The organism is Kocuria sp. CPCC 205263, from assembly GCF_040981075.1.
In the GTDB taxonomy this organism is placed as follows: domain Bacteria; phylum Actinomycetota; class Actinomycetes; order Actinomycetales; family Micrococcaceae; genus Kocuria; species Kocuria rosea.
Genome location: NZ_JAVKPV010000004.1, coordinates 193,439 through 208,142, shown reverse-complemented (window position 1 = coordinate 208,142; position 14,704 = coordinate 193,439). Strand labels below are relative to the sequence as shown.

At 70.8% G+C, this 14,704-nt stretch carries 14 protein-coding genes and 1 pseudogene; 7 read left to right on the top strand and 8 right to left on the bottom strand.

The annotated features are described in order from the left end of the window. Positions 1–19: 19 nt before the first annotated feature. Positions 20–655: pseudogene (locus tag RF647_RS07950) on the top strand (acetamidase/formamidase family protein); the annotation flags it as partial. A 318-nt stretch (positions 656–973) separates the two neighbouring features. On the opposite strand, the gene RF647_RS07945 reads toward RF647_RS07950, so the two are convergent. Continuing rightward, positions 974–1,690, bottom strand: a complete 717-nt coding sequence (locus RF647_RS07945) for a hemerythrin domain-containing protein (protein WP_368811258.1) — start codon at positions 1,688–1,690, stop codon at positions 974–976. Positions 1,691–1,939: 249 nt separating this feature from the next. Here RF647_RS07945 and RF647_RS07940 point away from each other — a divergent pair, with 249 nt between their 5' ends. After that, positions 1,940–2,659 (top strand): DUF2254 family protein, encoded by a 720-nt coding sequence (locus RF647_RS07940; RefSeq protein WP_368811257.1) that lies wholly within the window; start codon positions 1,940–1,942, stop codon positions 2,657–2,659. A gap of 97 nt (positions 2,660–2,756) precedes the next feature. Here RF647_RS07940 and RF647_RS07935 read toward each other — a convergent pair whose 3' ends face one another. Then, positions 2,757–3,008: a DUF2071 domain-containing protein gene (locus RF647_RS07935; protein WP_368811256.1), complete on the bottom strand. Its 252-nt coding sequence runs from the start codon at positions 3,006–3,008 to the stop codon at positions 2,757–2,759. Positions 3,009–3,430: 422 nt separating this feature from the next. On the opposite strand from RF647_RS07935, the gene RF647_RS07930 reads away from it, so the two are divergent. Next, positions 3,431–4,348, top strand: a complete 918-nt coding sequence (locus tag RF647_RS07930; RefSeq protein ID WP_368811255.1) for a DUF4383 domain-containing protein — start codon at positions 3,431–3,433, stop codon at positions 4,346–4,348. A 123-nt stretch (positions 4,349–4,471) separates the two neighbouring features. Here RF647_RS07930 and RF647_RS07925 read toward each other — a convergent pair whose 3' ends face one another. From RF647_RS07925 to RF647_RS07905, 5 genes are all read right to left on the bottom strand, one after another. Beyond that, positions 4,472–4,870, bottom strand: coding sequence for a cupin domain-containing protein (locus tag RF647_RS07925; protein WP_368811254.1), 399 nt, complete (start codon positions 4,868–4,870; stop codon positions 4,472–4,474). A 52-nt stretch (positions 4,871–4,922) separates the two neighbouring features. Further along, on the bottom strand, positions 4,923–5,837 hold the full coding sequence (locus RF647_RS07920) for an FRG domain-containing protein (protein WP_368811253.1): 915 nt from the start codon (positions 5,835–5,837) through the stop codon (positions 4,923–4,925). Then, on the bottom strand, positions 5,834–6,946 hold the full coding sequence (locus tag RF647_RS07915) for a glycosyltransferase family 2 protein (RefSeq protein ID WP_368811252.1): 1,113 nt from the start codon (positions 6,944–6,946) through the stop codon (positions 5,834–5,836). The genes RF647_RS07920 and RF647_RS07915 overlap by 4 nt, the downstream gene beginning before the upstream one ends. A gap of 376 nt (positions 6,947–7,322) precedes the next feature. Further along, positions 7,323–8,819, bottom strand: a complete 1,497-nt coding sequence (locus tag RF647_RS07910; protein WP_368811251.1) for a sugar porter family MFS transporter — start codon at positions 8,817–8,819, stop codon at positions 7,323–7,325. 224 nt (positions 8,820–9,043) lie between these two features. Continuing rightward, positions 9,044–9,343 (bottom strand): GntR family transcriptional regulator, encoded by a 300-nt coding sequence (locus RF647_RS07905; RefSeq protein WP_368811249.1) that lies wholly within the window; start codon positions 9,341–9,343, stop codon positions 9,044–9,046. 186 nt (positions 9,344–9,529) lie between these two features. Here RF647_RS07905 and RF647_RS07900 point away from each other — a divergent pair, with 186 nt between their 5' ends. The 4 genes from RF647_RS07900 (at position 9,530) to RF647_RS07885 (ending at position 13,155) form a co-directional block, all read left to right on the top strand. Then, positions 9,530–10,558: a Gfo/Idh/MocA family oxidoreductase gene (locus RF647_RS07900; protein WP_368811248.1), complete on the top strand. Its 1,029-nt coding sequence runs from the start codon at positions 9,530–9,532 to the stop codon at positions 10,556–10,558. Next, on the top strand, positions 10,555–11,343 hold the full coding sequence (locus RF647_RS07895; RefSeq protein WP_368811247.1) for a TIM barrel protein: 789 nt from the start codon (positions 10,555–10,557) through the stop codon (positions 11,341–11,343). Before RF647_RS07900 ends, RF647_RS07895 begins: the two co-directional genes overlap by 4 nt. Further along, positions 11,340–12,398, top strand: a complete 1,059-nt coding sequence (locus RF647_RS07890; protein WP_368811246.1) for a LacI family DNA-binding transcriptional regulator — start codon at positions 11,340–11,342, stop codon at positions 12,396–12,398. Before RF647_RS07895 ends, RF647_RS07890 begins: the two co-directional genes overlap by 4 nt. Before the next feature lie 259 nt (positions 12,399–12,657). Beyond that, a complete protein-coding gene (locus RF647_RS07885; RefSeq protein WP_368811245.1) occupies positions 12,658–13,155 on the top strand; it encodes an SRPBCC family protein in 498 nt (165 codons plus the stop codon). 263 nt (positions 13,156–13,418) lie between these two features. On the opposite strand, the gene RF647_RS07880 is transcribed toward RF647_RS07885, so the two are convergent. Further along, positions 13,419–14,588 carry a hypothetical protein gene (locus tag RF647_RS07880; RefSeq protein ID WP_368811244.1) on the bottom strand — a complete coding sequence of 390 codons (1,170 nt, stop codon included), beginning with the start codon at positions 14,586–14,588 and terminating at the stop codon, positions 13,419–13,421. Between the last annotated feature and the right edge of the window lie 116 nt (positions 14,589–14,704).

The window sequence follows — 14,704 nt, the reverse complement described above, 5'->3', positions numbered from 1 at the left end:
GTGGCTGCATGAGCCCCCAATCCTGGGAAGCGTCCCTCAGGCGGACCTCCCCCGCGTGGCGCTGGAGGCCGCCCAGACCACCCCACCGAGGGAGAACGGCGGCAACCAGGACATCAAGGACCTCGCCCGGGGCAGCCGGGTGTTCTGCCCGGTGTTCGTCGACGGCGCGAACCTCTCGGTCGGGGACCTGCACTTCTGTCAGGGCGACGGAAAGATCACCTTCTGCGGAGCGATCGAGATGGGCGGTTGCCTGGATCTGCCCCTCGACCGCATCCCCGGACGCATGGCCACCTATCGGGTGCGGGAGAATGCGATCTTCCTGCCCGGGAACGAAGCACCCCGCTCCGAGGAACGGATCTCCTTCTCCGGCATCTCGGTCACCGTCGACGATCACCAGACATACCTGGACCCCTACCTGGCCTACCAGCGGGCGTGCCTGCACGCCATCGACTACCTCAGCACCTTCGGCTACTCCCCCGAACAGGCCTACCTGCTGCTGAGGGCCGCACCCGTCGAGGGACATCTCTCCAGCGTCGTCGCCATCCTCAACGCGTGCACGACCGTCTCCCTCCCGACCGCGATCTTCGACTTCGAGATCACACCGACCCCGGCTGGGCCCCACCAGGTCGCATCCACCCTCGGCGTTCCCCGCGCCGACGCGTCAGTCCTGCCAGCGGACGAAGTGCCGCGAGCCGTGCCCAAGAACAGACGCGCCCTGCTGCCCACCGCCCGCCGACTGGCCGGCCACACGGCCCACCCCCTCTGCGCCGCCTTCGGCAAGCCGCTGCGCTGGACTGCCCGCCGGAGTCGACGAAGCCGAAGCTCTGCCACCCGGCAAGGATCCCCGCCACGAGCCGCACGAGAGCCAGAACCATCCCCGCGGAGAAACGACCAGGTGCACCGAAGGGAACTCGGATCTCCTCCTCCGCGTCGGTTCAGTGGCCTCGTTCCTCGTCTGCGGGTCGACGGGAGATCAGGCGCTGTGGGACTTCGTGGAGGGGTCCTCTCCTCGGCGCATCACTGGCAGCTGCTCGATCCGGTGGGCGAGGCCACCGAGGTGGGTGCTGACCGAGCGCAAGACCGGCGCCCCGCGCCCGGGGCCGCGCAGGACCGCGGCGTCCACCAGGTCCCGGACCCGGTCGAGCACCGACAGCGGCAGGGCCGCCACGGCGTTGCCCGGTGGCCTGCGGGCCACCACCGGATGAGCCCTGGTGGGCGCGGTCCGCCGGACCACCTCCCACGCCAGGCCCAGTCCGCGCAGCCGGGTCCGGCCCAGCTTCTCCTGCAGCCGCGGGAGCAGCACGTCTTCCTCGTCGCGCACGTCTTCCCGCAGCACGTCGATCAACCGGGCCAGCACCGGCTTCCGCGCCGGATCGGCCTCCTCCAAGGTCTCCAGGGCGGTGACGAGCTCGTTGACCTCCTGGTGCTCGCGCTCCACTTCCAGGGTCAGCTCGTGTCCGTCCGGCAGGACCCGGCGGATCACCGGCCACAGCACGGCCTCCTCGGCGAAGGCGTGGGGGAAGACCAGCCGGTAGATCCGCAGCAGCACCTGCCTTTGGTCCTCACCGGTGGTGTCCTCGAGGTCCTCCAGCAGGTTCTCCAGCTTCACGTGGTCCCGTCTCTGCCGGGTCAGTACGCTCAACCGCCCGCCGAGCTCGTGGACCTTCTGTTCAGCAATGGATCGCATCATGATGTCCTCTCGAAAAGCCACCGGCCCGGAGTCCGGTGAACGCACAGTGCGGTGCCGGCGGACGACGCCGGGGCAGCACTCCGTCCCCGGCCAGTTTCTTCCGTGTCATAGTAAGCCTACTGAGTCAGAAATCACCGCCGGGCCGCCGGCGGCTGTCTGTGCAACGAGTGAGTGGAGAAGCGTGCAATGAGCGCCAGCAGAGGTGGCAGGGATGAGGCGTTGAGAGCGAGCTTGTGATTCTGGCCGGCCGTGGCCGCGGCTGCGTCCCTGGTGGTCACGATGCTGCAGGTGGTGGCGACCTCGATCATGACTGCCACGACCTCGACCTTCTCCCTGACCGTGGTGGCCCTTCAGCCGGCTTCCCAGCAGTTCTCCCCGAGAGTGCAGAGGGAGTTCGCCCGGGACACCGAGACCCAGGTGGTGCTGGCCACTCTGATCTCCACCTTCGTGATCTCGTCGACCGGGTTGCGCGGAATGGGGTCGGAGGCGCCGTTGCCAGTGCTGGTGCCGGCCCTGGTGATGGTCATGGGATTGGCCTCGGTGGGCGCGCTGGTGATGTTCCTGGGTCATATCGTCCGGTCGTTGCGGGTGGATTCGATGATGGTTGCCGTCCACCAGGAGGCCGCCGCGACCGTGGCTCGGGCCTACCCCGACTACGACGACCACTCGAAGGACCCGGCGCCGGGTTTGCCGGGGCCACAGGGCGGGACCCTGTTGCGCTCGGATCGCAGCGGGTTCGTCCAGGCCGTGCGTCCCGGGGTCCCGGTCGAGGGCTGCGCCGAGCACGGGGTGCCCTTCCTGCTCGGGGTGCGCCCCGGGGATCAACGACCCGATCACCGCCGCTCACGCGATCGGTTACTGCACCGACCACATCGCCCGGCTGCAGCACCGCAACCTCGGTCCCCACCAGCACCTCGACGACGCTTTCCGCGACCGGGCCGGGGAGACCCGCTCCGTCTGTTCCGCTAGTGCTCGAGTGCCGGGACGGGGCAGGTCCGTCCCGGGAACGTTTGAGGCCAGATTTCCTCTGGGATCAGTGAGGAAGAGGAGTCTGAGGCAAAGTGGCTCAGGGTGCTGGCAAGCTCCAGGGTTCGCCGAACACGGTGTCCACCCCCGGGCAGAACAGCACCGACTCCGGCTGGCCCGCTGTCTCCAGGCCGGCCGCGCCCAGCAGCCCGTCCTCGAGGTGCACCAGCCCCGCCGGGTGCAGTGGCCAGGGCCGGTGTGAGACGGGCAGGAAGAAGCTCCGCCTGGTGCACCGGGTGTGCATGCCGAGACGAGCGGTGAGTTCCCATGACAGCTCGTCCTCAGCCTGCACGGACAGGTCCGGGCGGACGACGAAACGCGATGCCGCTTGCCCGCCCCGGCGGCATGAATCGGGCGGCTGCAGGGACGGGAAGGCGCCAGTGCAGGGTCACCGCCTCGGACCAGGTCTGCTCCATCAGCCAGGGCCGGGCCACCATCGGCCCGGCCGGCCACGGATCATCTCCACCGGATCGGCGCTGCCGCATGGGATCAACCTGGCAACGACCCGGGACCCTCCTCCGGAGACCTGCCCTGTGCGCCGGTCGCCGCCGCACGACGGCGCAGTCACCGGCACCAGGTGTCCCGCCGCGCGTCGAGGAATCAAAAGGAATCAGGCGGAGAAAACTCTGGTGGGCCCGAGGAAGCGCGCCTAGCCTGAGAGCACGGGTCCAGCAGCCGGCCGCGCCTCCCCTTTCGTGGCCAGGGAGTCCTGCCGTGGATCGCCAACTGTCCGTTCTCGTCCGGGTCGACCCGGACCGACGACGCGTGCACCTGATCACCGCCGGGTGGCTGACGGAAACGAATCAACAGATTCTGTACCCGTTGATCCACCGCCTGCGGGCTCTCACCCGGGACACCGAGGTCCTCGTCGATCTCACCGCGGTCGATCACCTCGAGGACGCCGCCCTGGACCTGCTGTGCTGGGAGGTCGAGCACGAGGACACGATCTGCTCCCCCCACCCGGTACGTTTCGCCCTGGCCGAACCACCACAGCCCGACAGGCCCTTCCTGTCCCCGGCCTGCCAGGTGCACCGCACCGGATCCACCGCCTGGACACGACCGGCCGTCGCAACGACTTCCGCCACCACGATCCACCGGCACAACGGACCCGGGCGACTCTCGCTCGTTGCCCGCTCCAAGCTAACCAGAGGCAAGACCATGACCACCCCCGCCGCCCGACCCGGCGACCGCACGACCCGCCGCTCACCCGTCCGCACGGCAGCCCTGCTCTACGGGGCCGTCTTCCTGCTCGTGGGCGCGGCCGGATTCATCCCCGGCCTCACCACGAACTACGACCAGCTCATGGTCGCCGGCCACGAGTCCGAGGCCATGCTCATGGGCCTGTTCCAGGTCTCGATCCTGCACAACCTCGTCCACCTGCTCTACGGCATCGCCGGCATCGCCCTGGCCCGGACCGTTCCCGGGGCGCGGAACTACCTGCGCTGGGGCGGGGCCGTGTACCTGCTGCTGTGGCTCTACGGCCTGCTCATCGACAAGGACTCAGGGGCCAACTTCGTACCGCTGAACACCGCCGACGACTGGCTGCACCTGCTCCTGGGCCTGACCATGGTCGGACTGTCCTTCCTGGACCGCAGCACCCACGCCCCGACTGCCGGCAGGACCCGCACCTGAGGTCAACCGCTGAGCATCGGACGTGTCCGCGCTCCGTGGGGAGCGCCCTCCACCGACGGCGGGGAGCCGCTCCCCACGAGGCCCGGTGGCCGGGCTCCGTTCCCCGTCGTCACAGGGGTGTGGTCAGGAGAAGACGTACTCGACCTCGGTGAAGTCGTCGGCGGCGAGGACGTAGAACACGCGCAGCACCCCAGGACTGGTGTTCCGGGCGCCGTGCTCGCGGCCGCCCGGGATGAAGACGTTGGACCCGGGACGGATCGGGTGCTCGACGCCGTCGAGGGTGACCACGCCCTCCCCGGAGAGGACGTAGTAGGTCTCGGCCTGGTCGTGACGGTGCAGGGCGAGGAAACCACCCTCGGGAATCTCGGCCACCCCGGTCACCAGGGTGTCGCTGGGAGTCGCGCCGGCGGAGAACAGGGTGCGCCACGTGAGGCGCCCCCGCTCGTCGTGCCAGCCGTCGACCGGGCGGTCGTCGTCCTGGAGCACCAGCGGGTGGTTCGCGGGGGTGGGGTCGGTAGCCATGGCACCAGTACACACCCTGGACCGCCCTCACCACCACTCGAGAGGTCCGCCCTCAGCCGGCCGGGGCAGAGCCCGGGAGAGGGCCAGGCTCATCGCCCATCGCCGGTGAGGCCGGATCCGCCCAGCGGCCCTGCTCCGGGCGCGGCCCGTAGTAGCGGGTCAGCCAGCGGGACAGTCCGTCGAGGCCGGGGAAGAGGACGCGCTCGGTCATGTTCGCCTGGTCGAGATGGTCGCGGATCCGCCACTTGAGACCCGCCGGGATGACGACCTTCCGGTAGAGCTCGGGATGCTCGCCGAGCCACTCGTGCAGGGAGCCCGTGGCCGCGGACATGGCGGAGAACACCGCGGCCTGGTTCACGATCCGCTCGTCCAGCGACGGAGGCTCGAAGAACAGCGGCACCGCCCGCCCGTGGGCGTCCCGGAACCGGTCGAAGTCGGCCATGGCGTACGCGACCCGCTCCAGCATGCCGGTGGTGAACAGACCCGCGGCGTGGGCGGTGATCTCGCGGCCCAACTCGTCGGGGAGGAGTTCGTGGACTGCCGCGTAGTCCACGCACCACACCGCTCCGGGCACCTCGTAGCAGCGCGGGTCCGCGGTGGCGAAGTGCAGCGCCACATAGGGAGAGTTCGACCAGTCCAGCAGTCTTGTGGGCAGCCCGTGGTGCTGGGCGACGGACAGCCAGTTCCAGTCCGAGTCCCCCGGGGAGGTGTCCCGGGCGGCGTACTTGCGGAAGTTCCGCAGGATGTGGGGCTCGATCTGCTCACTCGAGGCACCCCGGAGCCGGAAGAGACTGGTGTCCAGGTCCCGGTCGGCCACCGCGTGGCCGCGGTAGACCACATTGATCCGCAGGCTCCCGCCCGAGGGCTGCCAGTCGTTGTGGGTCAGGGCCGCGATCAGCCCGTACAGGTCGTCCTCGGCGATCTCGATGACCGGACCCGCACCCGCCGCCCCCGTCCCCACGCTCACCGCCGCCTCCTCGCCCGTCCGGTGCCGGCGTCGACCACCAGCGAGTTCTCGCCCGGGCGGCTCAGGCGCCGGTGCAGGGCGGCCCGGGAGTGCCCGGCGGTGCGCAGCCGGGACCCCGCGTAGGACACCCCGCCGCGCGCCCGGACGGCCACGGCCGCCCACACGCACACCGACCGCTCCAGCACCCACAGCGGAACCCACAGCAACGTGCTCCCCGGGTAGACCGCAGCCCCCCCGCCCCGGCGTCGGCCGAACTCGGCCACCCCGCACACGGCCAGGGCTCCGGCCGCCCACCGCCCCGGGCGCCGCACAGCCCAGCTCAGCAGGGGCAGCAGCGACAGCTCGACGAGCAGACGGGCGGGCTGGGCGAAGTCGTCGTAGGCCTGACGGACGCGCTGGCCGAGGAAGTGGGACACCGAGGGAGGCACCCGACCCACCAGCACGTCCAGGGCCACGATCTCTCTCCCACCGGCCGCCCGCACGGTGCGCACGAGCTCGAGGTTCTCGAACAGGACGTCCCCGTCGTAGCCACCCGCGTCCAGCAGGGCCGACCGGCGCACTCCCAGGGTGCCGGGCCAGTCCCCGCCCAGGGCCCGGTTGAGCAGGGTCCGCCCGGTGTCCCAGCGGGCCTGCCAGGGCAGTTGCAGGTAGTAGTTCTGCGGGCGGACCACCTGGGCCTCCCCCAGCAGCCCCACGATCCGTTCCAGGGTGCACCGGGTGTGGCGCACGTCGTCGTCGGCCACCACGATCCGTTCCTCGGCCGCCCGGCGGACACCGGTCATCACCCCCGCCACCTTGCCGTTGGCCCCCTGCCACCGGTCGGGGCGCACGTGCTCGACCGTCTCCGGCAGCGCCTCGCGATGGTCTGCGAAGAGCTTCTCGGCGGAGCCGTCGACGACGGTGACGGGGATCCACGTCACAACCTCGGCCAGGTAGCGGGCGAGATCGGCCAGACCGGTGTCGTCGGACCACTTCAGCGGCAGGACGTACCGGGCATCGGCCAAGAGGCCGGAAACAGGAGTGCTCCTGCGGAGGCGGCCCGGAGTCGCCTCAGCAGAGGCATCATCGCGGCGGGCGGCCTGGGCCGGCACGAGCAGGGTGTGGTCCACAGGAGCTTCCTCCATCGACAGCAGCGCACTGCGGGCCGGCTGCTCGACCACACCTCACCCTAACCACAAGCAGCTCCGGCAGACCAGGCATCATGCGGAAAATGGCTCCCGATCCCCATGGCACCTCGCGAAGATGCCGCACGACAGCGACCCGTCCACGAGGTCGCGGGCCCGGTCGAGCACCGACAGCGGAACGGCCGCCCCCAGCGCGGGACCGCCGGACCGATCATCGACGGTGCGGACCCCGACTGGAGATCGCCGGCATGCACCGCACCGGCGCCACAACCCCGCTGGTGTTCCTGGACGGGCAGCAGAACGGCGACCTGTCCTGTCTCGGACACCTGCCCCCGGCTTGCGAGGGGTCACGCTGCGGGATTCAGGACCTGTGGGCGTCGGCGGGCTTGGCGACCTGGTAGATGGCTCCGGTGGAGACGTCTTCCTCGAGGTCTTCGAGGGAGCGGTTGCGGGTCTCGGGGACCTGGGTGGCAACGAAGATCAGGGCCAACACGCCGATGCCGGCGAAGAGGAAGAACGTGCCCGAGATGCCGACCGTGCCCACCAGGGTCGGGAAGTACAGGGCCAGGAAACCGTTCATGGTCCAGCCGAAGAACACCGAGATGCCGATGCCCAGTCCGCGCATGTGCAGCGGGAAGATCTCTGCCAGCCACACCCAGACGGCGATGTTCAGGAACGTCTGCATCGAGAGCACGAAGGCGACCACGAGGACCAGGATCACGATCGGGCGGGCCGGGTTGCCTTCGGGATGAAGATTGCCGGCGATCCCGATCAGCAGGTGGCAGGTCGTGGTGAGGCTCAGGCCGATGATGAACGTCTTGCGCCGGTCGAGCCGGTCCATGTTGTACAGGGCGATGAGTCCGCCGATCACGGCCACGGCACCGAAGGCGATGTTGGCCAGCACGGCCTGCTGCGCTGTCATCCCGGACTCCTCCAGGATGCGGGTGCCGTAGTACATGACGGAGTTGATGCCGGTCAGCTGCTGGGTCATGGACACCCCGATGCCGATCAGGATGATCCGCAGCAGCCACTTGTTCGTCATGACCGCTTTCAGCCCGACCTGGTGCGTCTTGACCTCGATGGCGGCGATGCGCTCGATCTCCTGCAGCTCGGCCTTGGCCCGGTCGGACGGACGGACCGTCTCCAGCACCGCCAGAGCCTCGTCGTACCGGCCCTTCTCGGTGAGCCAGCGCGGGGACTCGGGCATGCGCAACATCCCGATGAACAAACCGATCGCCGGCAGCGCGGAGACGGCGAACATGATCCGCCACACCCCGTCCACGACGTCGCCGAGCGTGACGGCGATGACCGCGTTCATCACGAAGGCGGAGAGCTGGCCGAACACGATCGCCAGCTCGTTGCGGCCGGTGATCGATCCGCGGATCTCGTAGGGGGCGAGCTCGGCCAGGTACACCGGCACCACCGTCGAGGCTCCACCGACGGCGAGGCCGATCATGATCCGCCCGCAGACCAGGACCGTGTACCCGGTCAGGGAGAACGTTCCCTCCTCCGGAGGCGTCGGGGTGAGGACCACCAGCGCGGTGCCGAGGAAGAACAGCACGGCCAGCAGGATGATCGTCTTGCGCCAGCCCCAGGCATCCGAGACCCGGCCCCAGACCAGGGCGCCGACGGCTGCGGCGAAGATGAGCGAGCTGATCACCACGCCCAACTGGAGCAGACTCAGCCCCAGGTCCTGGGCCATCGGCCCCTCGGCGCCGTTGGTCACGCCGGTGTCGTAGCCGAACAGCAGCCCGCCCAGGCAGGCCACGACCGAGATCAGTCCGAGCCGCTTCCGATGCGGCCCCTGGGTCAACGGCGGGAGGACGGCCCGGTTGGTGCCCGTAGTGTTGTGTGACATGGGAATTCCTTTGTTGGTGACCTGATGAAGCACGGTCGAACCGTGTGCGGCACCGGTCGGATGGTGGGTTGTTCGTGCGGGTGGATCGGGGATCGGCCGAGAAGGCAGGACTCCGCTCGGGGCCGGCGGGCGTGCAGGCGGAATGCGCTTCGCCGCCCGGACGGGCTCGTGGCTCCTCCGGTCGGTTGCCGCACCCGACATCCGGTGCGACGGTCGCGAAACGTCTACAGCGACTGCTGCGACGTGGAGTGCGCCGGAGGGCGCGCCCACCGGTGGGGCGGGGTGACGTGCGTGCCGAATCCGGGGGTGCGTACCACCAGGCCGGCCTCGACCAGATGCTGCAGAGCGCTGCGCACGGTGACGCGGGCAATGCGCAATCGGGACGCGAGCTCGAGCTCGTTGTCCAGCTTGGTGCCCGGCGCCAGAGCCCCGCTGTGGACAGCCCCCTCCAGGAGGAGAGCGAGTTGGTGGTAGAGGGGCACCGGGGAGTTCCTGTCGATCGGCAGGGACAGCGTTTCAGTCATGAAAGGTCTCCTCTTCTGGCCGGGCCTCGGCCCTTCGACGCACTGCCGCAAATTCGTTCGACAGAGGTGTTGGCGATCACACTAATACGTACTAGTGTTTCTGCCAAGGGTTTGTCAGGACATGTTCACGACACCGTTCCCGGGCATCCCCTTCCGCGCTCCATCCCTGATCTGAAGGAGAATCCCGTGTCGGACCCCCGTACCTTGAACATCGGCCTGATCGGCGCCGGCCGCATCGGTTCCAGCCATGCCGACCTGATCACCCGCACCGTGCCCAACGCCCGGCTGGTCGCGATCGCCGATCCCGTCGAGGGCGCCGCGGCGCGCCTGGCGGAGGCGTTGCACGTGCCGGCGGCCCACACCGACATCGCGGAGCTGCTGGCCGACCCGGAGGTGGAGGCGGTGGTGATCACCGCCCCGGCCCGGTTCCACACCGAGCTGGTGGAGCAGGTCGCCGCGGCCGGCAAGGCGATCTTCTGCGAGAAGCCGGCCGGGATGACCCTGGAGGAGATCGACCGGGTCCACCAGGCCGTCGAGAGCCACGGAGTGCTGTTCCGGATCGGGTTCAACCGCCGCTTCGCCGACGGGTTCCCGCAGGCCCGCGCGGCCATCGAGGCCGGGCGAATCGGCACCCCGCAGCTGCTGCGCTCCATCACCCGGGACCCCGGGCTGGCGAACCCCGGCGCGGTGGCCCCGTGGACGATCTTCCTCGAGACGCTGATCCACGACTTCGACACCCTTAACTTCCTCAACCCCGCCGCCCGGGCCGTGCAGGTGTACGCGGTGGCCGATGCGCTGGTGGCCCCGGACTTCAAGGACGCCGGGCTGCTGGACACCGCCGTGGTCACGATCCGCTACGACAACGGGGCGATCGCCACCGCCGAGGCCAACTTCGCTGCCGCCTACGGCTACGACACCCGGGCGGAGGCCTTCGGCTCGGCCGGCATGGTCACCGCCGGGGACCTGGCGGCCTCGAGCATGCGCTACTACGGCCCCGAGGGCCTCGCCGCCGACACGGTGCGCGCCGACACCCAGTCCATGCGCGGCGCCTACACCGCGGAGCTGCAGGCCTTCACCGACACCGCCCTCGGGCACCTCTCGCCGGGTCCGGGGGTGGAGGCCGCCCGGGACGCGCTGCGGATCGCCCTGGGGTGCGTCGAGTCCTGCCGCACCGGCGCCCCGGTGAGCCTGGACCCGGTGGGAGCGACCCGATGAGCGGCTTCGTCCTGGCAGCGAGTGCGGAGATGCTGTTCGTCGACCTGCCGTTCGAGCAGCGGGTGCGCCGGCTGCACGAGGCCGGGTTCGAGGTGGAGATCTGGGACTGGACCACCAAGGACCTGCCCGCCCTGGCCGCCACCGGGGCCCGGTTCGGGTCGATGACCGGCTACGTGCGCGGGGCCCTCGTGGACCCGGACGGGGCGGCGGAACTGTTGCGCACCGCCGAGGACTCCCTGGCCGCCGCCGAGGTCCTCGACTGCCCCCGGCTCAACGTCCACGGCACCGGCCTGGACCCCCAGGGGCTGCCCGTGGTGCCGCACGAGGTGGTCACCGGGGCGGACTGGCTGGCAGCGGCCCGCACCCTGGAGCGGCTGGCCGTCCTGGGCGAGCGCCACGGGCGGGTCTTCACCCTGGAGAACCTCAACCGCGCCGTCGACCACCCGGGGGTGCCCTTCGGGGCGGCCGAGGACACCCTGGCGCTGGTCGCGGCGGTGGACAGCCCGCACCTGCGGCTGAACCTGGACCTCTACCACGCGCAGATCGGGGAGGGGAACCTGGTAGAACTGTGCCGGAGAGCCCTCCCGTACGTGGGAGAGGTCCAGGTGGCCGACGTCCCCGGGCGGTGCGAGCCGGGCACCGGGGAGATCCACTACCCCCGCATCGCCGCCGCCCTGGCGGAGACCGGATACGAAGGAGTGATCGCGATGGAGGCCTTTGCCGCCGCCGACCCCGAGCTGGCGCTGAGACGATTCCGGGACGCCTTCACCGTTCCCTGCCCGTGAGCCAGGACGCCCCGGGCCGGGAAGCCCCCGGCCGCCCGTCCGGGCGCCGCGTCACCATGCGCGACGTCGCCCGGGCTGCCGGGGTCTCCCAGCCCCTGGTCTCGATCGTCTTCCGCGACGCCCCCGGCGCCAGCGCGGAGACCCGGGCCCACGTCCTGCGGGTCGCCGCCGAGCTGGGCTACCGCCGCGACGAACGAGCCCGGCTGCTGCGCCAGGGCCGCTCCCGGCTGCTGGGGGTGGCCTTCGAGCCGGTGCAGCCCTTCCACGGAGAGATCCTCGACGGTATCCACACCGCCGCCCAGCAGCGGGGCTACGACGTCGTGCTATCGGCCGTCACACCGCACCGGGCGGAGGACGCCGCGGTGGAGGCCCTGCTGCGCGACCGGTGCGAGGCCCTGGTCCTGCTGGGCAGCGCCCTGCCACAGGCCCGCCTCGAGCAGATCAGTGCGACCCTGCCGGTCGTCTCCGTCACCCGAGCTTTCGACGCGGCGGCCTTCGACAGCGTGGCCACCGACGACCACCGCGGCGCGGTGCTGGCCGTGGAGCACCTCCTCGGCCTGGGGCACCGGCGGATCGCCTACATCGACGCCGACCGCGAGGCCGGCGGGGCGCGGCGCCGGGCCGGCTACCAGGACACCATGGCCGCCGCGGGCCTGGGCGACGACATGCTGATCGTGCGCGGCGGCGCCTCGGAGGCCGGCGGCGCCACCGCCATCACCGGGCTCCTGGCCCAGGACCCCGCGCCGACCGCCGTCATCGCCTTCAACGACCGCTGCGCCGTCGGGGTGATCAGCCAGGCCCGCGTCCTGGGCCGGTGCGTGCCCGAGGACCTGTCGGTGGTCGGCTTCGACGACTCCGAGCAGGCGTCCCTGCCCTACCTCGACCTCACCACCCTGGCCCAGGACCCCTGCCTGCTCGCGCACACCGCCGTGGACCTGGCGCTGCGCCGCTTGGATGCGACGGCTGAGGACACCGCCGTGAGCGGCGAGCACGTGGTGCTCCCCGCCCAGCTGGTCACCCGCACCAGCACCACACCCGTCCCCGCTGCCCCCTGAGGCGGCTCCCTCGCCACGCCGGCCCAGGACCGGGCAAGCGGCACCTCGCGGGACGGGATCCTTTCGCCCCGGTCAGGACCCCTGCCGCTCCCTCGATGACACGCCCCACCGAGGTGGCGACCACGGTGCCGCCCGACTCGCGCACGAACAGCACCTGGTCGAGCCGCGCCTCGCCGCGAGAGGTTTCGCGGTTGAATGCCTGGTCCCGGGGACCTCCGATCTCTGGAGCCGGGGAAGAGCCGGGGTCTACGATGGCGGCATGGCCCGCACGGACACCGCCGCACGGGTGGTCCCCGCCTCCCCCGAACGGGTCTACGCCGCCCTGATCGACCCGGACGCGCTCACGGCCTGGTTGCCACCGGAGGGAATGACGGCCCGCTTCGAGCACTTCGACGCCCGCCCGGGCGGGTCCTACCGCATGGTTCTCACCTATGAGGACGCCGCGGGCGCCCCCGGCAAGACCACCGCCGCAGCCGACGTCGTGGAAGCACACTTCGTGGACCTCGTTCCGGGGGTGCGCGTCGTGCAGGCCGGGGACTTCGTCTCCGACGACCCAGCCTATGCCGGCACCATGATTATGACCTGGGAGCTCACCCGGGTCGAGGGCGGCACCCGCGTGGAGGTCCGCGCCGAGAACGTCCCCGATGGGATTTCTGCCGACGATCACGCCGCAGGATTCGCCTCGTCGCTGGCGAATCTGGCCGTCTACCTGCAGCCCGGAGCCGACCACAGGATCGACCCCACGACCACCCCTTAGCCGGTGACTGCCGGCAGCTCCCTCTGCGCCGGGACAGCCATGGCGGTGAACACCATCGAACCCATCGGGATGCAAGTGTCCACGTCTCCCCCACCCGGGTTCAGCACTCGCCACCGGGCGTCCTCAGCCTCGTCGTGCTTCGGCCGAGGCGAGCATGATCCGGGTCGACCGCCCCAGCCGTTCCAGCCTGGTGGTGACCATGGTGTCCCCCTCCTGGAGAGCGCCCACGGCCCTGTCGCACCGGCTCGGGCGCACCGTGCGGACTACACGGAGCCCCTGACGAGCTCGTGCCGGGGCACGCTGCGCTTCACGAGCAGGTACGGGGCCCACAGCAGGGCCGCGGAGAGGACGGTCAGCCCGAAGCCGATCATCGCGGTCCGCTCGGCAGCCGGCCCCATCTCCACGCTGCCCACCAGGACGGAGAAGGAGATGACCACCAGCAGAAGCCAGCACACCAGCCCGTGGAACCAGCGCAGGCCACGGCGCAGCGGCAGGAAGAAGAGCGCGGCCGCCCGCAGGACCACGAGGATCTCCAGCGGCCGGACGGCGGCGGGCAACCACCCGTGCTGCACGAGGTAGGGCAGCAGGAAGCCGGCGCCCAGGGCGTACATGCCGGCGAACCATGCACCGAGGATCCAGTGCCGGCCGGTGGGCCTCTGACGCGCCTCCCGCAGCGCGGGGTCCCGGCGCTCCGCCTGCTCCTGGACCCGCGTGGCGTTCTGATGCCATTGGTTCTCCAGCCGGATCGTGTTGTCCAGCCAGCCGCCGGTGGCGGGAAAGGGGATGACCTCTTCGGTGGTCGCGAGGTACTCGAGCTGAGCCTCGGGACCGAGGTAGGCCTCGCCCTTCCACGAGAGCGCCCGGGCGGTGTAGCCCAGTTCCACGCCGTGCTTGCGCAGCGCCGCGATCCGGGCGTCAATCGCGGGGTCCCGGTGCGAGGAGAAGGGGACGCTGACGATCCGGCGGCTCCCGTCCTGGTCGAACAGGATGTGCAGGACGGGGGCCGTCTCGGTCAGCGTTCCGCCGCCGTTCTCGGTCAGGATGATGCGGCGCAGGATCCGGTAGGAGGCCACGACCGAGGCCATCGCCTCCAAGGGGATGACCCGGCGCACCGGGGCCTCGGCGCCCACGGTGTTCCACTCGGTCGTCTCGATGGCGGCCTCGCGCAGGACGTAGCTCGAGCGGTGGCGCGCGTGCCAGGCCATCCTCCGCACCGCCACCACCGTCTTCACTAGGAGCAGCACCCCGGCCGCGGCGAAGACCAGGGTGAACAGCAACCAGGGGTTCCAGAACTCCACCATCAGCAGGACCGGCGTGCCGACGAGCACCGCGACGACGACCGCGACGAAGAACAGGCCGACCACCGTGGCGCCGCGCCAGAACAGGTCCGCCGTCTGCTCCTGCTGGACGTGGACGACCGGACTGTCGGTCACGGCGGTCCGGGAGACGGGGTGGGGGTCCGGTGTCACGACACGGCGCCACCCTGTCGCCTCCGCCCGTCCGTCCGGAGAGCGCACGCAGAAGGGCGGGGGGGGCCTCCGGAGGGCTC

Excerpts from the sequence above, each read along its gene's own strand:
- RF647_RS07885 (WP_368811245.1), top strand. The coding sequence starts at position 12,658 with ATGGCCCGCACGGACACCGCCGCACGGGTGGTCCCCGCCTCCCCCGAA.
- RF647_RS07945 (WP_368811258.1), bottom strand. The coding sequence starts at position 1,690 with ATGATGCGATCCATTGCTGAACAGAAGGTCCACGAGCTCGGCGGGCGG.
- RF647_RS07910 (WP_368811251.1), bottom strand. The coding sequence starts at position 8,819 with ATGTCACACAACACTACGGGCACCAACCGGGCCGTCCTCCCGCCGTTG.
- RF647_RS07905 (WP_368811249.1), bottom strand. The coding sequence starts at position 9,343 with ATGACTGAAACGCTGTCCCTGCCGATCGACAGGAACTCCCCGGTGCCC.
- RF647_RS07925 (WP_368811254.1), bottom strand. The coding sequence starts at position 4,870 with ATGGCTACCGACCCCACCCCCGCGAACCACCCGCTGGTGCTCCAGGAC.
- RF647_RS07895 (WP_368811247.1), top strand. The coding sequence starts at position 10,555 with ATGAGCGGCTTCGTCCTGGCAGCGAGTGCGGAGATGCTGTTCGTCGAC.